General features: G+C 62.2%; 26 protein-coding genes, 1 tRNA gene and 1 pseudogene. 16 read left to right on the top strand and 12 right to left on the bottom strand.

Annotated features, from left to right (window positions below; translation table 11 throughout):
• Positions 1–70 precede the first annotated feature (70 nt).
• The 9 genes from infB to BLJAPNOD_RS02170 all read left to right on the top strand — a co-directional run bounded on the left by infB (position 71) and on the right by BLJAPNOD_RS02170 (position 10,936).
• A complete protein-coding gene (infB, locus tag BLJAPNOD_RS02210; protein ID WP_077499349.1) occupies positions 71–2,770 on the top strand; it encodes a translation initiation factor IF-2 in 2,700 nt (899 codons plus the stop codon).
• A gap of 73 nt (positions 2,771–2,843) precedes the next feature.
• Positions 2,844–3,248, top strand: coding sequence for a 30S ribosome-binding factor RbfA (gene rbfA / locus BLJAPNOD_RS02205; RefSeq protein ID WP_077499347.1), 405 nt, complete (start codon positions 2,844–2,846; stop codon positions 3,246–3,248).
• Positions 3,249–3,256: 8 nt separating this feature from the next.
• Positions 3,257–4,192, top strand: a complete 936-nt coding sequence (gene truB, locus BLJAPNOD_RS02200; protein ID WP_115418762.1) for a tRNA pseudouridine(55) synthase TruB — start codon at positions 3,257–3,259, stop codon at positions 4,190–4,192.
• A 184-nt stretch (positions 4,193–4,376) separates the two neighbouring features.
• Positions 4,377–6,098, top strand: coding sequence for a sensor histidine kinase (locus tag BLJAPNOD_RS02195; protein WP_115418761.1), 1,722 nt, complete (start codon positions 4,377–4,379; stop codon positions 6,096–6,098).
• 44 nt (positions 6,099–6,142) lie between these two features.
• Entirely contained in the window at positions 6,143–6,484 is a 342-nt protein-coding gene (locus BLJAPNOD_RS02190; RefSeq protein ID WP_115421097.1) for an SH3 domain-containing protein, read from the top strand.
• A gap of 170 nt (positions 6,485–6,654) precedes the next feature.
• A complete protein-coding gene (gene rpsO / locus BLJAPNOD_RS02185) occupies positions 6,655–6,924 on the top strand; it encodes a 30S ribosomal protein S15 (protein WP_025425494.1) in 270 nt (89 codons plus the stop codon).
• A 356-nt stretch (positions 6,925–7,280) separates the two neighbouring features.
• Entirely contained in the window at positions 7,281–9,422 is a 2,142-nt protein-coding gene (gene pnp, locus BLJAPNOD_RS02180) for a polyribonucleotide nucleotidyltransferase (protein ID WP_115418760.1), read from the top strand.
• A gap of 82 nt (positions 9,423–9,504) precedes the next feature.
• Positions 9,505–10,521 (top strand): class I SAM-dependent methyltransferase, encoded by a 1,017-nt coding sequence (locus BLJAPNOD_RS02175; RefSeq protein ID WP_077499337.1) that lies wholly within the window; start codon positions 9,505–9,507, stop codon positions 10,519–10,521.
• Positions 10,522–10,720: 199 nt separating this feature from the next.
• The gene (locus BLJAPNOD_RS02170) at positions 10,721–10,936 is read left to right on the top strand and encodes a hypothetical protein (protein WP_244610865.1); all 216 of its coding nucleotides are present in this window, start codon (positions 10,721–10,723) and stop codon (positions 10,934–10,936) included.
• Between the two features lie 68 nt (positions 10,937–11,004).
• On the opposite strand, the gene fabI is transcribed toward BLJAPNOD_RS02170, so the two are convergent.
• Genes fabI through fabA form a run of 3 tightly spaced genes read right to left on the bottom strand, consistent with a single transcriptional unit; the run spans position 11,005 to position 13,601 of the window.
• The gene (fabI, locus tag BLJAPNOD_RS02165; protein ID WP_077499335.1) at positions 11,005–11,811 is read right to left on the bottom strand and encodes an enoyl-ACP reductase FabI; all 807 of its coding nucleotides are present in this window, start codon (positions 11,809–11,811) and stop codon (positions 11,005–11,007) included.
• Between the two features lie 4 nt (positions 11,812–11,815).
• Entirely contained in the window at positions 11,816–13,039 is a 1,224-nt protein-coding gene (fabB, locus tag BLJAPNOD_RS02160; protein ID WP_115418758.1) for a beta-ketoacyl-ACP synthase I, read from the bottom strand.
• A 46-nt stretch (positions 13,040–13,085) separates the two neighbouring features.
• Positions 13,086–13,601, bottom strand: coding sequence for a 3-hydroxyacyl-[acyl-carrier-protein] dehydratase FabA (fabA, locus tag BLJAPNOD_RS02155; protein WP_077499331.1), 516 nt, complete (start codon positions 13,599–13,601; stop codon positions 13,086–13,088).
• Positions 13,602–13,680: 79 nt separating this feature from the next.
• On the opposite strand from fabA, the gene BLJAPNOD_RS35125 reads away from it, so the two are divergent.
• Together BLJAPNOD_RS35125 and irrA are read left to right on the top strand one after the other, a co-directional pair.
• Positions 13,681–13,893, top strand: a complete 213-nt coding sequence (locus tag BLJAPNOD_RS35125; RefSeq protein ID WP_147294516.1) for a hypothetical protein — start codon at positions 13,681–13,683, stop codon at positions 13,891–13,893.
• A gap of 29 nt (positions 13,894–13,922) precedes the next feature.
• Positions 13,923–14,348, top strand: a complete 426-nt coding sequence (gene irrA, locus BLJAPNOD_RS02150; protein ID WP_077499560.1) for an iron response transcriptional regulator IrrA — start codon at positions 13,923–13,925, stop codon at positions 14,346–14,348.
• 11 nt (positions 14,349–14,359) lie between these two features.
• On the opposite strand, the gene BLJAPNOD_RS02145 is transcribed toward irrA, so the two are convergent.
• The 3 genes from BLJAPNOD_RS02145 to BLJAPNOD_RS02135 form a co-directional block, all read right to left on the bottom strand.
• Positions 14,360–14,995 carry a trimeric intracellular cation channel family protein gene (locus tag BLJAPNOD_RS02145; RefSeq protein ID WP_115418757.1) on the bottom strand — a complete coding sequence of 212 codons (636 nt, stop codon included), beginning with the start codon at positions 14,993–14,995 and terminating at the stop codon, positions 14,360–14,362.
• 70 nt (positions 14,996–15,065) lie between these two features.
• Positions 15,066–15,881 carry a YdcF family protein gene (locus BLJAPNOD_RS02140; RefSeq protein WP_115418756.1) on the bottom strand — a complete coding sequence of 272 codons (816 nt, stop codon included), beginning with the start codon at positions 15,879–15,881 and terminating at the stop codon, positions 15,066–15,068.
• A 78-nt stretch (positions 15,882–15,959) separates the two neighbouring features.
• Positions 15,960–17,135, bottom strand: coding sequence for a TMEM43 family protein (locus BLJAPNOD_RS02135; RefSeq protein WP_115418755.1), 1,176 nt, complete (start codon positions 17,133–17,135; stop codon positions 15,960–15,962).
• Between the two features lie 138 nt (positions 17,136–17,273).
• Between BLJAPNOD_RS02135 and BLJAPNOD_RS35850 the strand changes: the two are divergent.
• Positions 17,274–17,533, top strand: a pseudogene (locus BLJAPNOD_RS35850) (helix-turn-helix domain-containing protein); the annotation flags it as partial.
• 65 nt (positions 17,534–17,598) lie between these two features.
• On the opposite strand, the gene BLJAPNOD_RS02125 reads toward BLJAPNOD_RS35850, so the two are convergent.
• From BLJAPNOD_RS02125 to BLJAPNOD_RS35305, 5 genes are all read right to left on the bottom strand, one after another.
• The gene (locus tag BLJAPNOD_RS02125) at positions 17,599–18,180 is read right to left on the bottom strand and encodes a Swt1 family HEPN domain-containing protein (RefSeq protein ID WP_199565880.1); all 582 of its coding nucleotides are present in this window, start codon (positions 18,178–18,180) and stop codon (positions 17,599–17,601) included.
• A 7-nt stretch (positions 18,181–18,187) separates the two neighbouring features.
• Positions 18,188–18,817: a DUF5343 domain-containing protein gene (locus tag BLJAPNOD_RS02120; protein WP_115418753.1), complete on the bottom strand. Its 630-nt coding sequence runs from the start codon at positions 18,815–18,817 to the stop codon at positions 18,188–18,190.
• 202 nt (positions 18,818–19,019) lie between these two features.
• A tRNA-Ala gene (locus BLJAPNOD_RS02115) sits at positions 19,020–19,095 on the bottom strand.
• A 199-nt stretch (positions 19,096–19,294) separates the two neighbouring features.
• Positions 19,295–19,690: a TIGR02300 family protein gene (locus BLJAPNOD_RS02110; RefSeq protein ID WP_077499558.1), complete on the bottom strand. Its 396-nt coding sequence runs from the start codon at positions 19,688–19,690 to the stop codon at positions 19,295–19,297.
• An 81-nt stretch (positions 19,691–19,771) separates the two neighbouring features.
• Positions 19,772–19,939, bottom strand: a complete 168-nt coding sequence (locus BLJAPNOD_RS35305) for a hypothetical protein (RefSeq protein WP_158556094.1) — start codon at positions 19,937–19,939, stop codon at positions 19,772–19,774.
• 35 nt (positions 19,940–19,974) lie between these two features.
• On the opposite strand from BLJAPNOD_RS35305, the gene aroA reads away from it, so the two are divergent.
• From aroA to rpsA, 4 genes are all read left to right on the top strand, one after another.
• Positions 19,975–21,321: a 3-phosphoshikimate 1-carboxyvinyltransferase gene (gene aroA / locus BLJAPNOD_RS02105; protein ID WP_115418752.1), complete on the top strand. Its 1,347-nt coding sequence runs from the start codon at positions 19,975–19,977 to the stop codon at positions 21,319–21,321.
• Between the two features lie 40 nt (positions 21,322–21,361).
• Positions 21,362–22,192 carry a hypothetical protein gene (locus tag BLJAPNOD_RS02100; protein WP_199565879.1) on the top strand — a complete coding sequence of 277 codons (831 nt, stop codon included), beginning with the start codon at positions 21,362–21,364 and terminating at the stop codon, positions 22,190–22,192.
• The gene (gene cmk / locus BLJAPNOD_RS02095; protein WP_115418751.1) at positions 22,189–22,827 is read left to right on the top strand and encodes a (d)CMP kinase; all 639 of its coding nucleotides are present in this window, start codon (positions 22,189–22,191) and stop codon (positions 22,825–22,827) included. Before BLJAPNOD_RS02100 ends, cmk begins: the two co-directional genes overlap by 4 nt.
• 166 nt (positions 22,828–22,993) lie before the next feature.
• Complete coding sequence (gene rpsA / locus BLJAPNOD_RS02090) at positions 22,994–24,700, top strand: 30S ribosomal protein S1 (RefSeq protein WP_077499319.1); 1,707 nt, start codon at positions 22,994–22,996, stop codon at positions 24,698–24,700.
• Positions 24,701–24,846: 146 nt separating this feature from the next.
• On the opposite strand, the gene BLJAPNOD_RS02085 is transcribed toward rpsA, so the two are convergent.
• Positions 24,847–26,484, bottom strand: coding sequence for a hypothetical protein (locus BLJAPNOD_RS02085; RefSeq protein ID WP_115418750.1), 1,638 nt, complete (start codon positions 26,482–26,484; stop codon positions 24,847–24,849).
• Between the last annotated feature and the right edge of the window lie 49 nt (positions 26,485–26,533).

The following is a 26,533-nucleotide window of genomic DNA, read 5'->3' as shown; positions in this document are numbered from 1 at the left end:
TGTTTGAGACAATTTGGAAGACAGGGTCAGGTGATACGCATCCGGCCCTGATCGCTAGGAACGGAACGGAATGACCGACAACAACGACGACAAGACAGGCAGCGCAGCAGGCAAGAAGACGCTGACCCTGAAACCCCATGGGGTTTCGCAGGGGACCGTGCGTCAGGACATGGGCCGTGGCCGCACCAAGGCGGTCGTGGTCGAAACCAAGAAACGCCCCTTCCATCGCCCGAAGGACGAGCGCCCGATCACGCCGGTTGCCGCTACTCCCGCTACCCGGCCGGTTGAACAGCGTCCGGCTCCGCCGCAGCCTTCGGGCCGTCCGGCACCGCAGCCGCAGCAGCATCAGACCCGCCAGGAAGCCAACCAGGCGAACCGTCCGCGCGTCGGCGTCGTTCTGAACCAGCTTTCCGCCGGTGAGATCGATGCGCGCCGCCGTGCTCTGGCCGAAGCGCAGATCCGCGAAGCGGAAGAAGCGATCGTCCGCGCCGAGAACGAAGCGCGCCGCAAGCGTGAGGAAGAAGCCCGTCTCCTGCAGGAGAAGGAAGACGCCGCACGCCGCGCCGCAGAAGAAGCAGCCCGCCCGGCTGTCGCGCCCGAAGCAAAGGTCGAAGAGGTTGTCGAAGAGCGCCCCGTGGCAGCTCGCGCACCTGGAACCACCGAGCGTCGCGTCGACAACCGCCCGCAGGCTGGACGGCCGGCTGCCCCGGCAACCGGACTTCCGACGCCGGCTCCGGCCGGTGCTCTGCGCGGCCGCAAGGTCGACAACGAAAAGGATGAAGATCGTAGCCCGCGTCCCGGCGCAAGCCCGGTTCGTGGCAAGGTCGTGCGTCCGGAGCCTGCAAAGCCGGTGACCCGACCCAAGGGTGACGACGGTCGCCGCCAGGGCAAGCTGACGCTGACCACCGCTGCCGACGAGGATGCCGGCCAGCGCGCCCGTTCGCTGTCGGCGATGCGTCGCCGTCAGGAGAAGGCTCGGCGCAGCCAGATGCAGGAGACCCGCGAGAAGATTTCGCGCGAAGTCGTTCTGCCGGAAACCATCACGATCCAGGAACTGTCGCAGCGCATGTCCGAACGCGCCGTCGACGTCATCAAGTACCTGATGAAGGAAGGGCAGATGATGAAGCCCGGCGATCTGATCGACGCCGACCTGGCTGAACTCATCGCCGGCGAATTCGGCCACACCGTCAAGCGCGTTTCCGAGTCCGACGTCGAAGAAGGCATCTTCAACGTGTCCGACATCGAGGACGAACTGGTATCGCGTCCGCCGATCGTCACGATCATGGGTCACGTCGACCACGGCAAGACCTCGCTGCTCGACGCCATCCGTCATGCAAACGTGGTTGCCGGCGAAGCGGGTGGCATCACCCAGCATATCGGCGCCTACCAGGTCGAGCAGAACGGTCACAAGATCACCTTCATCGACACCCCCGGCCACGCGGCGTTCACCGCCATGCGTGCTCGTGGTGCCCAGGCGACCGACATTGCCATTCTGGTGGTTGCGGCCGACGACAGCGTGATGCCGCAGACGATCGAATCCATCAACCACGCCAAGGCGGCTGGTGTTCCGATCATCGTGGCGATCAACAAGATCGACAAGCCTTCGGCCAATGCCCAGAAGGTTCGCACCGAACTTCTGCAGCACGAAGTCTTCGTGGAATCCATGGGTGGTGAAGTTCTCGACGTCGAAGTCTCGGCGAAGGCCGGCACCAATCTCGACAAGCTGCTCGAAGCGATCCTGCTCCAGGCCGAAATCCTCGACCTCAAGGCCGATCCGAACCGGACGGCCGAAGGTACGGTGGTTGAAGCCGAGCTCGACCGTGGCCGCGGCGCGGTTGCGACCGTGCTCGTTCAGAAGGGCACGCTGCGTCCGGGCCAGATCATCGTTGCCGGCGACCAGTGGGGCCGTGTGCGTGCCCTGGTCAACGACAAGGGTGAACATGTCAAGGAAGCCGGGCCGTCGATGCCGGTCGAAGTTCTCGGCCTGTCGGGTACCCCGGCAGCCGGCGACCGGTTCGCCGTCGTCGAAAACGAGAGCCGCGCCCGCGAGATCTCGGAATACCGTCTGCGGCTTGCCCGCGACAAGGCGGTTGCCCGTCAGTCCGGTTCGCGTGGTTCGCTCGAGCAGATGATGACCCAGCTTCAGACCTCCGGTCTGAAGGAGTTCCCGCTCGTCATCAAGGGCGACGTGCAGGGTTCGATCGAAGCGATCACCGGTGCGCTGGAGAAGCTCGGAACCGACGAAGTGCGTGCGCGCATCGTCCATTCGGGCGCCGGCGGTATCACCGAGTCGGATATCTCGCTCGCCGAAGCATCGAACGCCGCCATCATCGGCTTCAACGTCCGTGCCAACACCCAGGCCCGTTCGGCAGCCGAGCGTGCAGGCATCGAAATCCGCTACTACAACATCATCTACGATCTGGTGGATGACGTTAAGGCGGCGATGTCCGGCCTGCTTTCGCCCGAGCGTCGCGAAACCTTCCTCGGCAACGCCGAGATCCTGGAGGTGTTCAACATCACCAAGGTCGGCAAGGTCGCAGGTTGCCGCGTCACCGAAGGCAAGGTCGAGCGTGGCGTCGGCGTCCGTCTGGTTCGCGACAACGTCGTCATCCACGAAGGCAAGCTCAAGACGCTCAAGCGCTTCAAGGACGAAGTCTCGGAAGTCAACGTCGGTCAGGAATGCGGTATGGCGTTCGAGAACTACGAAGACATCCGCGCCGGCGACACGATCGAGTGCTTCCGCGTCGAACACATCACGCGGACGCTGTAAGATCCGTCCGATTAGAAATTGTGCGGGCGCCGGGTTATCCTTCGGCGCTCGCATTTTTTTGAGGTATTGACCAATGACCAGAGCCACATCCTCTGCCCCTAATCAGCGCATGCTGCGCATCGCCGAACAGGTGCGCGCCGCGATCACGCAGGTTCTGCAGCGGGGCGACGTCCGCGACCCTGTGATCGAGAAGACGCTGATCGCGATCTCCGAAGTCCGCATGTCGCCCGATCTGAAGATCGCCACCGCCTTCGTGACGCCGCTCGGCGTTCCCGACCATGCCGAGGTCATCGAGGCGCTGAACAAGCACGCCAAGTACATCCGCGGCCGTCTCGGCCCGCAGCTGCGCCAGTTGAAGTACATGCCGGAGGTTCGCTTCCGTGATGATACGAGCTTCGACAACTACAAGAAGATCGACGCCCTGCTTCGCTCTCCCGAAGTCAGCCGCGATCTCGACCCGAATACCGACGAAGAATAGAAGAGTTCATGTCCAAACCGCGTAAACCCAAGGGCCGGCCGATTTCCGGCTGGCTGATCCTCGACAAGCCGCTCGATTTCGGCTCGACCGAAGCCGTCTCCAAGATCAAGTGGCTGTTCAAGGCGCAGAAGGCGGGCCATGCCGGCACACTCGATCCGCTGGCCTCCGGCATGCTGCCGATCGCCCTTGGCGACGCGACCAAGACCGTTCCCTATGTCATGGACGGCCGCAAGATTTATGAATTCACCGTGGCCTGGGGCGAAGAACGCTCGACCGATGACCTCGAGGGCCAAGTGACGCATGCCTCGGATACACGCCCGACGGAAGAGGCGATCCGCGCGCTGTTGCCGAACTACACCGGCGTCATCAGCCAGGTGCCGCCACAGTTCTCGGCGATCAAGATCGACGGCGAGCGCGCGTACGATCTCGCCCGCGAAGGCGAGACCGTCGATATCCCGGCGCGTGAAGTCGAAGTCTTTCGCCTGACGCTGCTCGGCGCCACGCCCAATCTCGCCCAGTTCGAGATCGAATGCGGCAAGGGCACCTATGTCCGCTCTATTGCGCGCGACATGGGCCGCGACCTCGGCTGTTTCGGCCACATCGCCTCGCTGCGGCGCACCTTCGTGGCGCCGTTCGGCGAGGATGACATGGTGCCGCTCGCCGATCTCGTCGCGCTGGAGAAGATCGAAGACGAAGGGGAGCGGCTCGCAGCACTCGACGCCTTCGTCATCGAAACCGGTGAGGCGCTCTCCAGCCTGCCGCATATCGCCGTCAGCGACGACCAGGCGCACCGGCTGAAGATGGGCAATCCCATCATCCTGCGCGGCCGAGACGCGCCGCTGGCAACGCCCGAGGCCTATGCGACAACCCGCGGCAAGCTGATTGCCATCGGCGAAATAGCCGAGGGCGAGTTCCGTCCCAAGCGCGTCTTCTCCGTCGGCTGATCCGCTCGATCCCGGCATTTGCCTTTGCCGCATCGCTGACGCATGATCCGATCCAAGGGCTTGCGGCTGCTTGAAAACGATTCCGTTTCCGGGTTGCAAGCGGGCGGTTGCGGGCAGCCGTTCGGCGGTCGGGACCACCGCGCGGCGATGCGACGCGCGGCTCGGCAATTGAGAGGCGGTGCAGTTGGCGCAGGTTTCGCAAGAGGGAAGGGAGAGTGCCGTGGGTCGCCTGGCGACAGCTCTCGATTTTGTTCGCCACCGCATGACGCGGCCCTTTCGTTTTTACCTGACATCGCTGCTTCTCATCGCGATCGTGCCGGCGTTCATCTTCTCGCTTGTGGTGCTGAAGCGCAGCGTCGACGCGCAGGAGCAGGTGATCACGGCGCTGCTGCAGGCATCGACCGGATCGGTGACCCGCATCGTCGAGCGCGATGTCGAGGGCATGCTGACGACGCTGAAGGTGCTCTCGACGGCGCCGGCAGTCGAGGGCGGCAACATGGAAGCCTTCTATCGCCGGGCCTCGACCGCGCTCGCCGACACCGACTCCTATCTGATCGTCATCGACCGCAAGCACGATCAGCTCATGAACACCCGCGTGCCCTTCGGCACGCCGCTCGGCAAGGGTTCCGATCCGGAATCCGTGGAGCGGGCCTTCACCAACAACGGCGCACCGCTGGTCTCCAACGTCTTCTTTGGCGAGACCGCCGGAAAATGGGTCTTCAACGTCTATCTGCCGGCGAAACTTCCCACCGGCGAGGACTATTTGCTGACGCTGACGCAGAACGCCGAGAGCATGGCCAAGGCCGTGAACCGCGAGACGCTGTCGCCCGGCTGGAATGCGGCGCTCGTGGACGGCAACGGCAAGGTCATCATTTCGTCCGATGCTGCGGTCAAGGCGGGCGAACCGTTCTTCCTCGACAAGGTGCCGGCGATCAGCATCGGCGTGCGCAACATCACCGAGAACGGCACGGCTTACCGGGTGGCGACCGAGTTTTCCGTTGTAACCGGCTGGCGGATCATCGCCTGGGCGCCGCGCGCCACGGTGGATGCGCCGGCTGCATGGTCGTTCCTCTGGCTGTCGCTCGGAGGCATCATCTTTGCCGGCATTGCCGTCGCCGGATCGTTGGCGATTGCCCGGCTCCTGTCGCAGGGGGTCAAGCTCGTCGCGCAAGATGCGCGCCGCCTCGGCGCCGGCGAGCGCATAGAGCCGCGCCCGCATATTATCGCCGAAGTCGAAACCGTCTCGGCCGCCCTTGCCAAGGCGGCCGCGTCGCGCACCAAGGCCGAGGGCGAAATCCGCTTCCTCATGCGCGAGGTTGCCCACCGCTCGAAGAACCAGCTGACGGTGATCCAGTCGATGCTGAACCAGTCGGTGCATTCGGCCGAAAGCGTCGCCGATTTCGCCGAATCCTTCCGCAAGCGCATCGCCGGCCTTGCCCGGTCTACCGATCTGATGATTGCCAATGCCGCGCAGGGTGTTGATTTCCGCGAGCTTGCCCAGAATCAACTGCAGCCATTCACGCCCGATGATCCCAAGCGCGTGGTCCTGTCAGGTCCGCCTTTAAGGTTGGACACGGAGAGCGCCCAGACGCTCGGCATGGCGCTGCATGAGCTGGCGACGAACGCCACGAAGTATGGCGCGCTTGCCAATACCACCGGCGTGGTCAAGCTCTCCTGGGCGCTGTCCGACGAGGGCATTGCCATTCGCTGGCGGGAGGAAGGGGCAGACATCGAGGCACCGACGACCCCGCGCCGCAAGGGCTTTGGAACGCTGGTGCTGGAGCGCATGCTCGGCATGGCGCTCAAGGCCGAACTCGAACGGATCATGCACCCTGATGGCATCGAGTGGCGCATCAACATTCCGCGCAATGCCAAAGACGGCGATGGAGACGACGCGGAACCTTAAGGCTCACGCGGGACGTTATGAAGTTCGTTTTGAAGGGGATGGCAATGCGGGTCCGAAAAGTTCGCCTCTGTATCCTCTCGGCTGTCTTGAGCCTGACGGCTTCGGCGCCCGCCACCAGCCAGGATGTGGCCTGTGTTGTTACTGATCCGACGGGCACGCCGCTCAATGTCCGCACGGAACCGAATGGCCGGATTGTCACGTCACTCACCAACGGCAGTAAGGTTCGCCGGGTTGAAGAGCGCCGGTACGCGGGCAAAGGCTGGGCGCGTGTTTCGAGCGATGCGGGAGAACTTGGCTGGGTGTTCTCGGCCTATCTCGATTGTGTTTCGGTTGGCGGCGACAGGTGGAAGTCGGCGCCGATGCACCCGCGACCGCCTGCCAATTGAGAGGTGGCCGATCCATGCAGAAGGGCTATTTTCATGACCCTTTCCTTTTTCATCCAATTCGGTTATAGGCACGCCAGCAAAAGGCGCATGCCCATTGCATTCACGGCCGCAGCTGGACGACATCCCGGCTGAAGGCGTCCCTAAATCCTCGAAATCGAAAGGATCATCCGATGTCGATTGCTGCAGAGCGTAAGGCTCAGCTCATCAAGGAATACGCAACCGTTGAAGGCGACACCGGTTCTCCGGAAGTCCAGGTAGCTATCCTGACGGAACGGATCAACAACCTGACCGAACACTTCAAGGGCCACAAGAAGGATAACCATTCCCGCCGTGGTCTTCTCGCGATGGTTTCCAGCCGTCGTTCGCTCCTCGACTATCTGAAGAAGAAAGACGAAGCGCGCTACACCAAGCTGATTGGTGCCCTCGGCATCCGTCGCTAAGCGACTTGCCCGGCGGATCGCATGCGGTCCGCCGGCCTTTTTTATTATGGGCGCAGAGCGCTCGAGAAATGAACTCTCCGCAAGCGCACTAGGCGCATAAAGGAGAGGTATCCAGCGGGCCGGATGGGCCGGATCCGCGGATCAACCGATGGCCCGTCATGGGGCAGGATTGCAGGATGCTTCGGCGCCTGCTTGCAGAACCCGCTGCGGGGCAGCCAGGTTTTGCACAGCGGAAAGCGGCCGGTCTCTTTTGAAGCCTCCCGTTGTCTTGCCCGTGATGCGCCATACCAGGCGGTTTTCCGACCACCCGCGCTGCAACAGCCGCGGAAAGGTCTGCCGCACACGAAGGACAGAACATGTTCGATACCCATAAGGTTGAAATCGAATGGGCTGGGCGTCCGCTCAAGCTCGAAACCGGCAAGGTCGCCCGTCAGGCTGACGGCGCCGTTCTCGCCACCTACGGCGAAACAGTCGTTCTCGCCACCGTCGTTTCGGCCAAGGCGCCGAAGCCGGGCCAGGACTTCTTCCCGCTGACCGTCAACTACCAGGAAAAGACCTATGCAGCCGGCAAGATTCCGGGTGGCTACTTCAAGCGCGAAGGTCGTCCGAGCGAAAACGAAACGCTGGTTTCGCGCCTGATCGACCGCCCGATCCGCCCGCTTTTCCCCGATGGCTACAAGAACGACACCCAGGTCGTCGTCACGGTCATGCAGCATGACCTCGAAAACAATCCCGACATCCTGTCGATGGTTGCAGCTTCCGCTGCGCTGACGCTGTCCGGCATCCCGTTCATGGGCCCGATCGGCGGCGCGCGCGTCGGCTACATCAACGGCCAGTACGTTCTCAACCCGCATCTCGACGAGATGGACGAATCGACCCTCGACCTCGTCGTCGCCGGCACGCAGGAAGCCGTGCTGATGGTCGAGTCGGAAGCTAAGGAACTGGGCGAAGAGATCATGCTCGGCGCCGTCGTCTTCGGCCAGAAGGGTTTCCAGCCGGTTATCGATGCCATCATCAAGCTCGCTGAAGTCGCTGCCAAGGAGCCGCGCGATTTCCAGCCGGAAGATCATTCCGCGCTTGAAGCCGAAATGCTCGGCATGGCCGAAGCTGAACTGCGCGATGCCTACAAGATCACCGAGAAGGCTGCCCGCTACGCTGCCGTCGACGCCGTCAAGGCAAAGGTGAAGGCCCACTTCTTCCCGGAAGGCGCTGAGCCGAAGCACAGCGCTGAAGTCATCGGCGCCGTCTTTAAGCACCTGCAGGCCAAGATCGTTCGCTGGAACATCCTCGACACCAAGAGCCGCATCGACGGCCGCGATCTGGAAACCGTTCGTCCGATCGTCTCGGAAGTCGGCCTTCTGCCGCGCACCCACGGTTCGGCGCTGTTCACCCGCGGTGAAACGCAGGCGATCGTCGTTGCCACGCTCGGCACCGGCGAAGACGAACAGTACGTCGACAGCCTGACCGGCATGTACAAAGAACGCTTCATGCTGCACTACAACTTCCCGCCCTACTCGGTCGGTGAAACCGGTCGCATGGGCTCCCCGGGCCGCCGCGAAATCGGTCACGGCAAGCTCGCCTGGCGCGCTATCCGCCCGATGCTGCCGGAAGCCGAGCAGTTCCCCTACACGCTGCGCGTCGTTTCCGAGATCACCGAGTCCAACGGCTCGTCGTCGATGGCGACGGTCTGCGGCACCTCGCTCGCTCTCATGGATGCAGGCGTTCCGCTCGCAAAGCCGGTTGCCGGTATCGCCATGGGCCTGATCAAGGAAGATGAGCGCTTCGCCGTTCTCTCCGACATCCTCGGCGACGAAGATCACCTCGGCGACATGGACTTCAAGGTTGCAGGCACCGACGCCGGCATCACCTCGCTCCAGATGGACATCAAGATCGAGGGCATCACCGAAGAGATCATGGGCATCGCGCTCAACCAGGCCAAGGGCGGCCGTCTCCACATCCTCGGCGAAATGGCCAAGGCCATCTCCGAAAGCCGTGGCCAGCTCGGCGAATTCGCACCGCGCATCGAAGTCATGAACATCCCGGTCGACAAGATCCGTGAAGTCATCGGTTCGGGCGGCAAGGTCATCCGCGAAATCGTCGAAAAGACCGGCGCCAAGATCAACATCGAAGACGACGGCACCGTGAAGATCGCTTCTTCGTCGGGCAAGGAAATCGAAGCGGCCCGCAAGTGGATCCACTCGATCGTTGCCGAGCCGGAAGTCGGCCAGGTCTATGAAGGTACCGTTGTGAAGACCGCCGACTTCGGCGCCTTCGTCAACTTCTTCGGCGCCCGCGACGGCCTCGTCCATATCTCGCAGCTCGCCTCCGAGCGCGTTGCCAAGACGACCGACGTCGTCAAGGAAGGCGACAAGGTCTGGGTCAAGCTCATGGGCTTCGACGAGCGTGGCAAGGTTCGCCTTTCCATGAAGGTCGTCGACCAGGCGACCGGCAAGGAAGTTGCTGCAGAAAAGAAGGGTGACGGCGAAGCCGCTGAATAAGCGACCTCTGCCCGAACGCATTCGGGGCGCGGAGCGGATCGCTCCGCGCCCTTTTCTTGTACGAGATCGACGGAAGAAACCGATGAGCCGAGACGCATTGAAGACACTGTTCCACCCGTTCGAAACCGGGGTTATCGACCCGCCGGGCGAGGGCGAGCGCGTGCTCTTCCTCGGCGCTGAGGCGGGCTACAGGCTGCCTGAGGGCTTCGGCGCGTCGATCGCCGCCGTCCAGCCCCTGAGGCCGCTCTACCGCGCCCTGGAGGCCCAGCGTGCCGATGTGGCGCCTGTGGTCACCGGCGAGGACTATGACGTCGCGCTGATCCTTTGCGGCAGGCACAAGGGCGAAAACGAAGACCGCATCGCTGAGGCCTTGAAGCGCACCCGAGATGGCGCGCTCATCGTCATTGCCGGCGGCAAGGAAGATGGCATCCAGTCGCTGAGGAAGCGCATTGCCAAGTTCGAATGGGACGGCGACCACCTGCCGAAGTATCATGGCGTTGCGTTCTGGTTCACCCGGCCCGAAGACGTCACCGACGCGGTGCAGAAGCTTGCCAAGGTGCCGGTTCGCGTCGACGGCCTATTCGAGGCGTCGCCCGGCATGTTCTCGCACGATCGCATCGATGCCGGCTCGGAGCTGCTTGCCTCGCGCCTGCCGCGCGACTTCAACGGCCATGCCGCCGATTTCGGTGCAGGCTGGGGCTATCTGGCCGTCAAGCTCGCCGAAACGTCGCCCGGCACCAAGGGCATCGACCTCTTCGAGGCCGATCACGATGCGCTGGAGGCTGCCCGCGTCAACATGATGGCAAACGCGCCGCGCATGCCGGCACGCTTTTATTGGTTCGACCTGACGGGCGAAGAGCCACGCGACAAATACGACCTCATCGTCATGAACCCGCCCTTCCACGAGGGCCATGCCGCCGAACCGTCGCTGGGCGTGGCGATCATCAAGGCGGCGCACAAGGCGCTGAAGCAGGGCGGCAAGGTCATGCTGGTCGCCAATCGCGGCCTGCAGTACGAGCAAACCCTTGCCGAGACCTTCAAGGAATATGGCGAGACCTGCCGCAACGCGCGCTTCAAGGTTCTCTGGGGCAAGCGCTGACCGCCAACTGACACTTTGATCCCTTGGAAAGGCCGGGCGAAGCGCTCGGCCTTTTTGTTTTCCAGGGGTTGGAAGACAGGCGGCCAGGTCGTCCTTGAAATCCATTGCCATCGGCCGCGAACAGGCACACGATACGGCGTCAGTCGGTATTTCCTATCGGAGGTGCGGTGCTATGCCATTCGGGCCGGGAAGGTCGCCTTTGACCGAGGATGTGGCGGAAGTGATCGCCAAGGATATCAAGCAGGCGGAGGGACACGGTGCGACCTCGGAAGTGCCGATGCCGTTCCTCAGAAGTCTTTATCGCCTGCCGCTGATACCGAACCCCATTCGCAGGACGCATGTTTGCCTGATGACCGCTGCCGTTGCCGCGGCCTTGGTCGCGATCCTGCTGTTTTCGGGTCTGCTCAGCGTCTGACAAGGCGCATGAAAAAGCCCATGGACCGAATGATCCATGGGCTTTCATGAAGGCCGATCGATGGGTCTTTATTCGGTGTCGGCGGTCCTGAGCGCGTCGAGCGCCGGCATGGACGTGATGTTGTAGCCGGAGTCCACATAGTGGATTTCGCCGGTGACGCCGCGCGACAGGTCGGAAAGCAGGTAGAGCGCCGAGCTGCCGACATCGTCGATGGTGACGGTGCGGCGAAGCGGCGAATTCTTCTGCTGCCAGGAGAGCATGGCGCGCGCATCGGAAATGCCGGCGCCCGCAAGCGTGCGGATCGGGCCGGCGGAAATCGCGTTGACGCGGATGCCGCGCACGCCGTAGTCGGCCGCCAGATAGCGGACGGAGGCTTCGAGGGCAGCCTTCGCGACGCCCATGACGTTGTAGTTCGGCATGACCCGCACCGAGCCGCCATAGGTGAGCGTCAGCATCGAGCCGCCGTCGTTCATCAGTTCGGCGGCCCGCTTGGCGATCTCCGTAAACGAGAAGCACGAGATCACCATGGTGCGGCTGAAGTTGTCGCGGCTGGTGTCGGCGTACAGGCCCTTCAACTCGTTCTTGTCGGAAAAGCCGATGGCGTGGACGATGAAGTCGAGCGTGCCCCAGCGCTCCTTGATGGCCGAGATCACCGTATCGACGGAAGCGATGTCCTCGACGTCGCAGGGAAGCAGGAAGTCGGAACCGACTTCGGCCGCCAGCGGCTTCACGCGCTTGCCGAGCGCTTCACCCTGGTAGGTGAAGGCCAGTTCCGCGCCCTGGGCTGCCAGCGCCTTGGAGATGCCCCAGGCAATGGAGTGGTTGTTGGCCACACCCATGATGAGGCCACGCTTTCCGTTCATCAGTCCCGTCATGGTGTTATCCGTTGTGGCGCTGGAAGACGAGCGTTGCATTGGTGCCGCCGAAACCGAACGAGTTGGAAAGAACCGTGTCGATCTTGGCGTTGTCGATGCGCTTGCGCACGATCGGAACGCCGTCGAATTCCGGGTCGAGTTCGGTGATGTGGGCGCTTTCGCCGATGAAGCCGGCCTGCATCATCAGGAGACCGTAGATCGATTCCTGGACGCCGGCAGCCCCCAGCGAGTGCCCGGTCAGCGACTTCGTCGACTGGATGTGCGGGATCTTCGAGCCGAAGACTTCGCGGATGGCGCCGATTTCCTTGCTGTCGCCAACCGGGGTCGAGGTGCCATGGGTGTTGATGTAATCGACGTCGCCCTTCACGGTCGACAGCGCCTGGCGCATGCAGCGGGCAGCGCCTTCGCCCGACGGGGCGACCATGTCGTAGCCGTCGGATGTCGCGCCGTAGCCGACGATTTCGGCGTAGATCTTGGCGCCGCGCGCCTTGGCATGTTCCAGTTCTTCGAGCACCAGCACACCGGCACCGCCGGCGATGACGAAGCCGTCACGGCTGGCGTCATAGGCGCGCGAGGCAGTCGAAGGCGTGTCGTTGTACTTGGAGGACATCGCGCCCATGGCGTCGAACAGGTTGGACATCGACCAGTCCAGGTCCTCGTGGCCGCCGGCGAACATCACGTCCTGCTTGCCCCACTGGATCATTTCTGCGGCATTGCCGATGCAATGCGCCGAGGTCGAGCAGGCCGACGAGATCGAGTAGTTGACGCCGTGGATCTGGAACCAGGTCGCAAGCGTGGCCGAGGCCGTCGACGACATCGCCTTCGGCACGGCAAACGGGCCGATGCGCTTCGGGCTCACGTTCTTGCGGGTGATGTCCGCCGCCTCGACGATGGTGCGGGTGGACGGGCCGCCCGAACCCATGATGATGCCGGTGCGCTCGTTGCGGGAAATCACCGCTTCCTCGAGGCCGGAGTCGGCGATCGCCTGCTTCATGGCCACGTGATTCCACGCGCCGCCCTGCGACAGGAAGCGCATGGCGCGCCGGTCGACGAGATCGGTCGGATCGAGCGTCGGTGCGCCCCAGACCTGGCACTTGAAGCCGTTTTCGGCGAAATCGGGAGAAAACGTTATGCCCGATTTGGCGTCGCGCAGCGATGCCGTGACTTCGTCGGCATTGTTTCCGATCGAGGAAACGATCCCGAGGCCCGTGACAACAACCCGTCTCATGGTAATGACCTTTTCTTTATCTCATTCGGTGCGGAGAACCCGCGGATTACTCGGTCTTTTCCTTCGACAGACCGACACGCAGGTCGGTTGCCTGGTAGATGGTCTCGCCGTCGGCCTTCAGCCAGCCGTCGGCAGTGCCGAGCACGAGGCGGCCGCGCATGACCCGCTTGAAGTCGATTCCGTACTGCAGCAGCTTGGTGTGCGGGCGAACCATGCCCTTGAACTTCACTTCGCCTGTCGAAAGCGCCATGCCGCGACCGGGCTCGCCGAGCCAGCCGAGGAAGAAGCCGGTCAACTGCCACATACCGTCGAGGCCGAGGCAGCCGGGCATGATCGGGTTGCCCTGGAAGTGGCAGGGGAAGTACCAGTCATCAGGGCTGACGTCGTATTCAGCGCGGATGAAACCCTTGTCGAAGGCGCCGCCCGTTTCGGAGATTTCCGTGATGCGGTGAACCATGAGCATGGGCGGCAGCGGCAGCTGCGCATTGCCGGGGCCAAACAGTTCACCTCGGCCGCAGGTCAGGATTTCCTCATAGCTGAAGCTTGATTGTCTGGTCGTCATCAATGGTTGTTTCCCCGAGTAACATAAAGTGTTGTCAGACCTGCTTTAGAGCAAGTTCGCTGTGAAATGAAGCGCATCAATGGCCGTTTTCGATGTTTCCGACGCCGGTGTCGCCCATTTCGATGGCGGTATCGTTCCGCCGTCGCTTACAGGATCAATGTGGGTCCGACCAGAGTTAAATACCAGCCTTTCCGGAAATAGGCCGGTTTTTCAGGCATTCCAGCCTTTCTGCACCTTAGAATCTATTGAAAGAACAGCGCGCAAAAGTTATATCGCAACGAAAGTATTGTAAATTTTACGGGATCCATGGAACGCTCCTTGATGACGAAAGCAACCGAAGTGAGTTCGGAAGAGAGATTGCGCAGCTCGGGCCTGCGCCCGACGCGTCAGCGCGTCGCGCTTGCCGATCTGATCTTCGCCAAGGGCGACCGTCACCTCACCGTTGAAGAGCTGCATGAAGAGGCTGTTGTCGCCGGCGTGCCGGTTTCGCTGGCAACTGTCTACAACACGCTGCATCAGTTCACCGAGGCCGGCATGATCCGCGTGCTCGCGGTGGAAAGTGCCAAGACCTACTTCGACACCAACGTTTCCGACCACCACCACTTCTTCGTCGAGGGTCAGAACGAAGTTCTCGATATCCCGGTCAGCAATATCGAGATCGGCAATCTACCGGAACCGCCCGAGGGCATGGAGATTGCCCATGTCGACGTGGTCATTCGGCTGCGCCGCAAGCGCGAGCGCGCGTAAAGAGTTTCTTCCTACATCACATCGTCGGGGTCGCGGCCGGGGCTTGCCTTGCCGATCGGCAGCGTCCAGCCGTATTTGAGCGCGCCGGCGCGCACGGTGAAGGCTGAGATCACGCCGAGCGCCGAAGTCGCCGCCAGCGGCAGTCCGATCATGGTGGCGACGACAAAGACGCCGGAGCCGATCAGGGCAGCCGTCACATAGACTTCCGGGCGCAGCAGCACCGAGGGCTCACCTGCCAGCAGGTCGCGCAGGACGCCGCCGAAGGTCGCCGTCAGCATGCCGGTGACAAGGGCGACCGCGGGCGAGCCGGTTGCCGCCAAGCCCTTTGCCGCGCCCATGACGCAATAGGCCGACATGCCGATCGCATCGAGCCAGACCAGTACGCGGTAACGCGAATAGAACAGGTGCGCCGTGAAAAACAGGATCACGCTCACCGAGGCGCAGACGAGCAGGTAGTTCGGCTTGAGCACCCAGAACACCGGCGTTGCGCCAAGGATGACGTCGCGCATCGTTCCACCGCCGATGCCGGTGACCGAGGCAAGGAAGAGATAACCGATGATGTCGAGCTGTTTGCGCGAAGCCGAGAGCGCGCCTGTGGCCGCGAAGACGGCGACGCCGGCATAATCGAGGATTTCGAGGATTGTCATGGCCGCTCCGTTGAAAGGCGCATCGCGGAAGTCTGTCGCATCGCAAGCTGGAGCATCCGGGGTCGTCGCGTCAACGGGGTGACGCGTTGGGTGGTGAGACGCCGGGAAGCAGGCTGTCGGTGCGACCGCCGAAATAGTAGGCCGCCAGTCCGATCCATTCGCGCACCGCCGTCGTTGTCAGCTGGGCATTGAGAGATGGCTGGGTGAAGTCGAAGCCTGGTTTGACCATGCCGCTGGTTCGGTAGTCCGTCGGCCAGGGCGTGACCTTGAGCCCGAGCTTGCGGAAAAGCCCGACCGAGCGCGGCATATGGAAGGCCGACGTCACCAGCGCGCAGTTGGAAAGGCCGCTTGCGGTCAGTAGTTCTTCCGTGTTGCGGGCGTTTTCGAATGTCGTCCTCGACTGCTCCTCGCGAATCAGCCGATCGGGGTCGATGCCGAAGGCGGCAAAGAAGGCGTCCGATGCCTTGGCATCGCCGTCATAGGCGCCGCTGAACGAACCATCGCCGCCGGACACCAGAATGCGCGCCTTCGGATAGCGCTTGGCCAGCATCGCCGTCTCGATGAAGCGGTCGGCCGCCTGGTTGAACTCGATGCCGCCACGGTTCGCCATGACCTCGTTCTCGAAGGCGCCGCCGAGCACGATGATGCAGGAGAGGGCTACGGGTGGCTCAGCCGACCGCGGGAAGCGGTCCTCGAGCATCTGCAGGAAATAGGATCCTGTCGTCGTGAACAGGCTGATGAAGAGCACGAGTGCGCCGAAAAGGCCGAAGGCGGCGCCGGTGCGCCGAAGGCCTGCCGCCGTTGTGACGAGCCCCGCCAAGGTGGCGAAGAACGCCAGGGAAAGGGGCTGCGCGACGAGCCAGAAGATCTTGGAGAGCAGAAACATCAGGCCCGTGTTCTTCCCCGCGATCCCTTAATATTTCGCAAAGGCATGGGGGTGGGCGTCCAGCGCCCGCCCCATTCGTCAGGCCGTCACGCCAGCGGCGAGCGGTTTCGCTTTGCCGGCACGAAGATAGCCGATGCTGAAGGCAACGAGCGCCCCGACGGCGACGATCACCAGCGACAGCAGCGGGCGATAAGCAAACCAGGCGATGGCGATGACCAGGGGGCCGATGATCAGCGTCAGGATCGCGGCGATGATGCCGGTGCCGAATGCGACCACCGAGCCGAGGATCGGAATGACGTCGGCGATGATGGAAATGAGCGAGAGCATCAGCGTGAAGCCGATGAACAGGCCGATCAGTCCGCCCACCCGAACGAGCCAGGTAATCAGCGTGTTCTCGCTCTGGGCTGCGTCGAACATCTCGGCGGCGCTGGCAATGCCGGCCGAGCTCAGGAACAGGTCGCGGCCGTTGGTGGTGCGATAGGAGACAAGGCTGCCGCCTTTCTGCGCCGCAACGAAGCTCGCGGTTTCCGTGTCTTCGCGGGTAAAGCCGATGCGCAGATCGCCGACGGCTGGGTTCTGGCGGTCAGCGGAGACGAAGATCGTCTGGCCGTCGGTCTTGACAGGGCGGTTGGTGTCGAGCGCATCGGCCACGCGCTGCAGATCGGCGTCCGCCATCTTAACCGGGCTGTCGCGACCGAGGTCGGCTACGGCCCTGCCGTTGACCGAAAACGCGCCGAGCATCGCGCGCTCGACGGTGAAACGCTCGCTCGAGAGCGGCATTTCCGGGTTCTGGTGCCCGTTGCCGTCACGGAAATCGGCCGAATCGGCGCGGTCGCTGCGCCACTCCTTGGCGTAGGAATAGGTGGTGACCGTTTCCTCGCCGCCGCCGAGCGTCTTGCGCGTCTCGCTCTTCTTTTCCTCGACCCATTGATACATCTCGACCGAGCGGCGCAGACCCGCAGCCCCATTCGCGGACACTTCTAGCAGGCTATCGGTGGGCGTCCCGACAGGGTCGATCCGCCCGGCGATGTGGACCAGCTTGCCCTCGTTGCCAGCCTCGACGGCGCCGCTGTCGACATCGACAACCGCACCGGCGCCCTCGACGAGCGCCCGATAGGTCTTGACCGAACGGCCTTCGTTCCAGGCCAGCAACCAGATCATGCCGAAGACCAGGACGAGCCCGATGAAGATGCCGATGACGCCATTCTTGAGGCGTGCAAACCACGACGTTCTGGTCGTTTCGGTAAAACTCATCTGATCCCCCGGCACGTGAATTCAATCCGGTTCACCAAGCGACCGGTTCGATTTTCCCCGTTGGTAGCAGAAAAAAAGCGCAAGGGAATATATCGGCCGGACGGCGCAGACGATTGGCCCAAATATGGTGACGGCCGTAAGGCCGAGATACAGGCTCGCAGGGTGAAGGTGGCTGCACTCGACCTGCCAACCTCAGAAGGCGGCAGGCTCAAGGCATTGCTAAGGCCAAAGTCGATGGGGCCTATAAGGGTCGCCCTAAAGACGAGGAGCGGAATGCAGGCATCGTGAAGATGCTTGAGAGTGGCATGAGCTGGAACACTATTGTTGCTGCCACGGGCTGCTCACGGTCTACACTGGCTCGACTGGCCAAACGTGTCTCAGGTCTGGCTCTGTCCTAATTCTCCCGCGTGTGTTTCTTCTACCCTGATTATGTGTTTTCGACCCCCCAGCATGATTTCAGCGGCTACTTCTCCATCAACCGAAACCAATCACGGACGGTAATCCGCAAGCGAAGTTCCTCGTCTTCGGCTAACGGGCAGCAGTGCGCGATAGGATTGCGGAGCGCATTTAGGCTGGCAATGACTTTCTCAAGGCCCTTCCTGCTATTGAAGAGCGAGCCAAATAGCGACCAGTGGGAATTGATTACATCGTACAACTCGCCAAACGTTGTGTAGTCCAGGGCATCTTGAGAGCGCCTGCTGACGCCAGCATCAAGTTCCTTTTGGATGCGCTTGGTAACCTCGTCCTTGATAGCTTGCGGTATCTTTGAGGAGTTCCACCAGTCCTCGCTCTGGGTGTCGGTTACGAGTGTGTCTCGGACCAATGCCCTAATCGAGCGTTCCAGCGAGTAAAAAACCTCATAATGGCGAGCCATCATAGCGCCTTCGGCCCGCACTGCTGCGTCGAGCTGAGGATAGTAGTCGCTCTCCACGGTCTCGCTCTGTCCGCGAATATGGCCCAGTTCGATGTTATACCGCCGTTCGATGGCGCTGATATCCTCGGCAATCATCTGGTTTGTCATGCCAAAGGATTTGATCTTCTCCACCAGCGCCCTACTCGCCATTCAGCAGATGTTCCCTCAAGCTGCGAAAGATCGCGTTGAATACGGCCTGATCTGACGTGGCGGGCAGGTTGAGATTGATGGTGTAAGAGAGGTTTAGTCCGAGGTTGTCTTGGTTGTTCGTGGGTGCTCGATAGGCAGGCATAGCAGGCGAGACCACCTCTTCGGGCATAGTATCGACCGCCTTGGACTTTGCATCGAAGTCGGCAAATGCTTTGAGGTTCTTGAACGTCGCTACAGTTAGTTCTGCCGTTCGGCTGTCAGCAGCAGACCCAGTCGCTTGGCACACTAGCGACAGCAAGTCTTTGTCGCTGAGCGCGTAGCAATACTCGTTGATATCAAACAGCTCCCGATAGCCAATACGAATTGCTTCTGCGATTGACGCGCCCGAAGTCTGAGTGTTGCGAAATTTCTTATAGAGATCGGTCGGACTGGCGTCAGAATTCACCAAGCCGATCTTCTTAAGAAAGGCGGCTATGCTGGCACCTGTCCCACCTTTGATGGCAAGCTTTGTTTGAATGAAGTCAGTTGTTACTCGATCAGGCGTGGCCGCATCACGTATGCGTTCAAGCGCGGTGCGGATTGAACCCGGTGTAGGGAGGTATGGAAGAGTGTCAGCCATCTAACGTCCATCGATGAGGGAGCCAAAGTTTGAAAGCACCACATTTATGGATTGAGTCGGGTTGAGGTTCAACGTGTCGTCGCAATCTGTAATATGTACGGAACCGAAACCGAGACCTGCCTTTGGATCGTTGGTCAGAATGAAAATGAGAAGTCGCTGTAAGGCGTTGATCTGAACGAAGAAAATAGATCATTGGAAGACTTGGTGGAGCTAAGCGGGATCGAACCGCTGACCTCTTGCATGCCATGCAAGCGCTCTCCCAGCTGAGCTATAGCCCCATATCGGGTCCGGCGAGGCCGGTTCCGGGAAACTTGTCGGGCTGTTGTGCCCGGCGAGTGGCGGCTTATTACTTCTGCTTTTCGCGGATAGCAAGCCGAAAATGTCAGGCCGGTGGAAATAATTTCAGGACCGGCCCGATTTTCTCCCGTCCACGCCATTTGGCAGGGACGGGAGGCATTCGCGTATTATTCTAAGTGCTTAGACGTCGTCGTCGTCGTCGGACACGCCGATGAGGTCGCTCATGTCGTCGTCATCGTCTTCGTCGTCTGTCTGCAGGAAGGTGTCGTCGTCGTCGTCGTCGCCGTCGATCTCCACTTCGTCGTCGCCCAGATCCGGAATCTCGTCGCCGCCGGCTGCTTCGTCGTCAGCTTCCTCGAGCGATACGAGTTCGACTTCCGTGTTCTCGGTGTCGACTTCAGCGACGTCCTCTTCCTCTTCCTTCTCCAGCACCTTGGCAACCGAGGTTTCTTCGAAGAAGGACAGCGGGTAGGACTTGCCGGTGTAGGGGGAAACGATCGGATCACGGTTCAGATCGTAGAATTTGCGCCCCGTTTCCGGGTCAATGCGCTTTGTTCCGAGTTCCGCTTTTGCCACAGTCAAAGCCTCTTGAATGGCCGGCCGAGCCGGCGCTTGCCGGAAAGCCGGCGGGTGGAAAGGATATCAAGCCTATGATGATTAGCCGGTCCCCATAATCATCTTGGCCGCATCTGTCAAAGATAAAACTCGAAAGCCCTGCGCCGCCTGCTTTTTCTTCGCGCCGGGAGGATGATCGCGCAATTGCATTGTGTTAGGCAACGCACCGAAGGCGGGTCGCGCCTCCGCAGCCGTTTGGCCTGTCGTCATGAGTGGTTTCGGCTGCAGGTTTAAGGAGGGTTTTCATGTCCGCTGGCTTGATCGCAAAGCCTGCCATTGCGCGCAGATCCGTGGCTCTCCGCGGCACGGTGCGTATCCCCGGCGACAAGTCGATTTCCCATCGCGCCCTGATGCTCGGCGGGCTTGCCGCCGGTCGGACGCGGATTGCGGGACTGCTCGAAGGCGAGGATATCTTCAACACTGCAAGGGCGATGCAGGCCCTCGGCGCCACGGTGCACAAGGAGGGGGGCACCTGGATCGTCGACGGTGTCGGCAACGGTGCGCTGCTTGAGCCCGAAGCGCCGCTCGATTTCGGCAATGCCGGTACCGGCTGCTGCCTGATCATGGGGCTCGCCGGCGTCTATGATTTTGCAACGACCTTCGTCGGCGATCCATCGCTCGTCATGCGGCCGATGGACCGCGTGCTCGATCCCTTGCGCCAGATGGGCGTCCAGGTGATGTCGGCCGATGGCGGTCTCCTGCCGGTGACGCTTCGCGGGCCGAAGACGGCGAACCCGGTGAGCTACCGCTTACCGACGGCCCCGGCCCAGGTAAAATCCGCCGTACTGCTCGCAGGCCTGAACGCGCCGGGCATCACCACGGTGATCGAGCCGGTAGCGACGCGCGACCATACGGAAAGAATGCTCCAGGCCTTCGGCGTGAACCTGATGGTCGAGGCTGGCGCCGAAGGCGAACGCATCGTTCGGCTCGAAGGGCAGGGCAGGCTGACCGGCCAGGATATCGATATTCCCGGCGATCCGTCCTCGGCCGCCTTTCCACTGGTGGCGGCGCTCGTCGTGCCGGGTTCCGACATCACCCTTCTCGATGTGCTGATGAACCCCACCCGCACCGGACTGATCGCCACGCTTCAGGAGATGGGCGCAAGAATAGACGTGCTGAGCGAGCGGCTCCAGGGCGGTGAGGAGGTGGCGGACCTGCGCGTCCGTTCTTCCGAGTTGAAAGGTGTCACCGTGCCGCAGGACCGCACCCCCTCGATGATCGACGCGTATCCGGTGCTGGCCGTAGCGGCTGCCTTTGCCGAGGGTCGCACGGTCATGAGCGGCCTTGAGGCGTTGTGCGCGAAGGAATCCGATCGCCTTTCCGCTGTCACCGCCGGACTGAAGCTCAACGGCGTCGATTGCGAAGAGGGGCCGGGCTCCCTCGTCGTGCAGGGCCGCCCCGGCGGCAAGGGCCTCGGCAATGCGGCCGGCGCTGCCGTCGCCACCCATCTCGATCACCGCATCGCCATGAGCTTCCTCGTCATGGGGCTTGCGTCCGAACACCCGGTCACCATCGACGACGCGACGATGATCGCCACCAGCTTTCCCGGGTTCATCGAGCTGATGACGGGATTGGGTGCGACCATCGAATGATGAAGCAGAGTAAATCCTTCGCGCAGCAACGGGCGCTCGTATGAGGCCGCGCTCTCTGATCCGTTGGTTGGTCAATGCCGCGATCGTCGTCCTGTTGACGGCTCTGACGCAGATCGGCGGTTTGATCTGGCTTGTCGCCATGCTGCTGACGCGCCGCGTTCGAGGCAGGGCGCGCGCCGTCGCAATGCTTGCGATGTTCGTGCCGCTCTATGGGCTCGGCAGTGCGCTGGCATATGCGACTGCTCCCGCCTTCAGGCGTGTCCCGCTACCATGCTTTTCCGAGCAGGGAACGACGATGCGGATGCAGTCCATACTTTACTGCGTGCTGAACCGACAATATGTGGTGCCGGAGTTGAAGACGGCCGCATTGGCGTTGTCAGCTCACATGAGCAGTTCCTTCCCCGGAACGACGACACTGACGCTCGACGGTAATTTTCCGTTCTTCGACGGCTTTCCCCTGCTGCCGCACCTTTCCCATGCGGACGGCCGCAAGCTGGATATCGCATTCTACTACAGCGATATCGGCGGAACCTTCCGCGATGGGGAGACACGTTCGCCGCTCGGATACTTCGCTTTCGAGCAGCCGTTTGAGGGCGCGGCTGAACCATGCCACGGGCGCAGCGATCTCGTGACCATGCGTTGGGATCTCGCGGCGCTACAATCGCTCTGGCGGCCGATGGCGCTTGAGGAACATCGCACCAGAGAAGCGATCCGCTGGCTGTCTGAAGAGGGACGGGCCTACGGCATCGCCAAGATATTTGTCGAACCGCATCTGGCCGAACGGCTTGGCGTTTCGGCGGAAACGATTAAATTCCAGGGCTGTCGTGCCGCAAGGCATGACGACCACATTCACATTCAGGTTTCAGAATGACACTCACCATCGCCATCGACGGACCCGCAGCGGCAGGCAAGGGCACGCTCTCGCGCCAGATCGCCGAGGAGTACGGCTTTCACCATCTCGACACCGGGCTGACCTACCGCGCGACGGCAAAGGCCCTGCTCGATGCCGGTCTGCCGCTCGACGACGAGGCGGTGGCCGAGCGCATGGCGCTCGAGGTCGAACTGGCAGGACTCGATCGCTCGGTACTCTCGGCCCACGCGATCGGCGAGGCGGCATCGAAGATCGCCGTCATGCCGGCCGTGCGCCGCGCGCTGGTCGAGGCGCAGCGGGCATTTTCGAGGAAAGAACCGGGCACCGTGCTCGACGGCCGCGATATAGGCACCGTCGTCTGCCCCGATGCGGCGGTAAAGCTCTACGTCACCGCGTCGCCGAAAGTGCGGGCGAAACGCCGCTTCGACGAGATCGTCGGCAAGGGTGCAGCCGCCGATTATGCGGCGATCTTCGACGACGTGAAGAAGCGCGACGAGCGCGACATGGGGCGGGCCGACAGTCCTTTGCGCCCCGCCGATGACGCGCACTTGCTTGATACGTCTGAAATGAGTATAGAGGCGGCGTTTCAGGCCGCGAAATCTCTGATCGATGCGGCCCTGATCAAGAAGATCTGAAGAAGAGCCTTTTTCCGACACTGTCAGGATCGCTCTTCTTGCATAAGCCTGAAATTCCGTCCACGCGCCGGATTGTCCCTTCGATGGGACGGACTGGGTTCAGGCCTGTTCAACACCAGCCCCCGGCGCATGTGTGTCTCTATTTGAGATGCATGCAGGAGATTTCATGTCTGCTACCAACCCAACCCGTGATGATTTCGCAGCGCTTCTCGAAGAATCCTTCGCGAAGACCGATCTGGCCGAAGGCTATGTTGCCAAGGGCATCGTCACGGCCATCGAAAAGGACGTCGCCGTTGTCGACGTCGGCCTGAAGGTCGAAGGCCGCATCGCTCTGAAGGAATTCGGCGCGAAGGCCAAGGACGGCTCGCTCAAGGTCGGCGACGAAGTCGAAGTCTACGTTGAGCGCATCGAAAACGCGCTTGGCGAAGCTGTTCTGTCGCGCGAAAAGGCTCGCCGCGAAGAAAGCTGGATGCGCCTGGAAGTGAAGTTCGAAGCCGGCGAACGCGTCGAAGGCATCATCTTCAACCAGGTCAAGGGTGGCTTCACCGTCGATCTCGACGGCGCCGTTGCCTTCCTTCCGCGCTCGCAGGTCGACATCCGTCCGATCCGCGACGTGACCCCGCTGATGCACAACCCGCAGCCCTTCGAAATCCTCAAGATGGACAAGCGTCGCGGCAACATCGTCGTTTCGCGTCGTACCGTTCTCGAAGAATCCCGCGCCGAACAGCGTTCTGAAATCGTTCAGAACCTTGAAGAAGGCCAGGTTGTCGAAGGCGTCGTCAAGAACATCACCGATTACGGTGCGTTCGTCGACCTCGGCGGCATCGACGGTCTGCTCCATGTCACCGACATGGCATGGCGTCGCGTGAACCATCCGTCGGAGATCCTGAACATCGGCCAGCAGGTCAAGGTTCAGATCATCCGCATCAACCAGGAAACCCACCGCATCTCGCTCGGCATGAAGCAGCTCGAGTCGGATCCGTGGGATGGCATCGGTGCGAAGTACCCGGTCGGCAAGAAGATCTCCGGTACCGTCACGAACATCACCGACTACGGTGCGTTCGTCGAGCTGGAGCCGGGCATCGAAGGCCTGATCCACATCTCCGAAATGTCCTGGACCAAGAAGAACGTACACCCCGGCAAGATCCTGTCCACGAGCCAGGAAGTCGACGTTGTCGTTCTCGAAGTCGATCCGACCAAGCGTCGCATCTCGCTCGGCCTCAAGCAGACGCTCGAGAACCCGTGGCAGGCATTCGCGCACAGCCATCCGGCTGGCACGGAAGTTGAAGGCGAAGTCAAGAACAAGACCGAATTCGGCCTGTTCATCGGCCTCGACGGCGACGTTGACGGCATGGTGCACCTTTCCGATCTCGACTGGAACCGTCCGGGCGAGCAGGTCATCGAAGAGTTCAACAAGGGCGACGTCGTTCGTGCCGTTGTTCTCGACGTCGACGTCGACAAGGAGCGCATCTCGCTCGGTATCAAGCAGCTCGGCAAGGATGCAGTCGGCGATGCCGCCGCTTCCGGCGAACTGCGCAAGAACGCTGTCGTTTCGGCCGAGATCATCGCCGTCAACGACGGTGGTATCGAAGTGAAGCTCGTCAGCCACGAGGACATCACCGCGTTCATCCGTCGCGCCGATCTGTCGCGTGACCGCGACGAACAGCGTCCGGAGCGTTTCTCGGTTGGCCAGGTTGTCGACGCACGCGTCACCAACTTCTCCAAGAAGGACCGCAAGATCCAGCTGTCGATCAAGGCTCTGGAAATCGCGGAAGAGAAGGAAGCCGTTGCTCAGTTCGGTTCGTCCGACTCGGGCGCTTCGCTCGGCGACATTCTCGGTGCCGCTCTGAAGAACCGCCAGACCAACGAGTAATCGTTGCCTGACGTCTGAAATAAGAAGCCCGCGGAGAGCGATCTCCGCGGGCTTTTGCTTGTGAGCGTTTCGCTCGGCTGCAGCATGGCTGCACGCAGCGCATCATTCATCCGGAATCGATCCGAACGATGCGATCCATTCGAGGTTCAGCTGAGACCGCCAAGCTTGCGATAGAGCTCGTAGACATCGGGTTCATCGTTCTGTTCGTCGCCCGTTTCGCTCTGCCCGTTTTCTCTCCGCTGCCCGTCTTTCGTGGCTTCGTCCCGCGCGTCCTGCGCGTCCTCGCTGTCGTCCTGCGCGGCCTCGCCGTCGTCTTGTGCGGCTTCGCCGTCGCCCCTGCCTTCTTCCCGCTCGCTCTTTTCGGTCTCGGTCTTCACGTCCTCAATTGAGATCGGATAGGGGATCATCGCAAACGGTATCGCCTCGCGCGGCAGGCCGTTCTCGATCAGTCTTGCTATTGCCTGCTGCATCGCCAAGTCGTCAATCGGCTTCTGGGGGCGCTGGGCAGCGGTTGGGCCTGCGGGGTCTGATCGCTCCGAATCGTCGTCCGCAACGCTCAGAGCGGCAAGCTCGGCGCCTGCAGTCGTATCGCGTGGTCGTAGCGGGTTCGTGCGGCCCGGCTCCGCGCTGTCCGCTTCTTGGAGGCTTGCCGCTGCCTTCGCTTCGGCATTTTCGAATTCGGGTGCGATCGGTTCGGGTGCATCGGCGCCTGCAGGTTCTCCGGGCAGGCCGAGCGCGTCGCGCACGATCGTCTTCAACGCGTCCGAAAGCGCCCTGCCGGCGCGGCTCTCGTCGCTGCGTGTCGTCGCCCTGTCGTTCTGCGGCTGGTTGTCGCCATCGGGGTGCGGGCGATAAGTGCCGTCCGGTTCCTGGCCTTCGTCGGCGTGACCCGCCTCTGTGTCGGCATCCGTCCGCGCAGCGCCGTTGCGTGCCTCCGCTTCCCTGGCCTTTAGCCGCAAATCGCTATCGTCGGCCGCGGCGGCAGGTTGCGATGGCGCACTTCCCTCCTCGCCGACCGGTGCCTTCTCGGCGCCGGCCTCCGGATCGACGACTTCGGGATCGGTCTCTCCATTGATGATGGTGGCCACGGTTTCGATCTCCGGCCCGTCCAGAGAAGGCGGTCGGCCGGGCATCGTTGCCGGCTCCGATCGCTCCGGCGCGGTCTGTCGCCGCGCCGTTGCCTGGTCCTCTGCAGGCAGCGCCGCGTCCGCCTCCTCCGTCGCCAGGCTTGAAGTGTCACCCTCGCTGCCGACTCCAAAAGTCTTCTTCAGCACGGACTGCAGCAGCGCGACCTCGCTTGCGACCGGGCTTCGGGCGGCGGCCAGATGCAGCGGAATGGCCGGCTGCAAAGGCGGGTTGCTGAGGCTTGGTAATGCAGCGCCCGTGGGCGGCGGCGCTGCACCGTATCGGATGGCCGGCAGGTCGGCAAGGATGCCGACACGCAGCGCCAGGTTGCGCCCGCCCAGCTGCCGTTCAAGCGCCAGGCGCTCCGGCATCGGCATGGATTCGAGAAAGGTGACGAGCCGGCGCACGAAGTCGCGCCCGCCCTCCTGTGGCAGCGGCGGAAACTTGAGAATGCGGGCGAGGTCCTCCATCAGGCGCACGAGGGCGTCCTTGGACAGGATCTCGCGGCCGGCCAGATGCCGGGTCAATGCATCGAGAATCTTCTGTATCGCTTCGCCCCGTTGTGCGGCCGTAAGCGGAGCTGACGGTTGCTGGGGCCGCGTGCTCGCCTCTTCGGCTGACCCGGTCGCGGTTCTGACCGTGAGAATGGGTGTCAGCATTCTGGTCTCCCTCTCGCTTGACCCTCGGGTTGAAGCGCCGCCGTCGGCA

Source organism: Ensifer sp. M14 (assembly GCF_003355565.1).
Lineage (GTDB): Bacteria > Pseudomonadota > Alphaproteobacteria > Rhizobiales > Rhizobiaceae > Ensifer.
The sequence above is the reverse complement of the archived record's forward strand: the minus strand, read 5'-3'. Positions and strand labels throughout refer to the sequence as shown.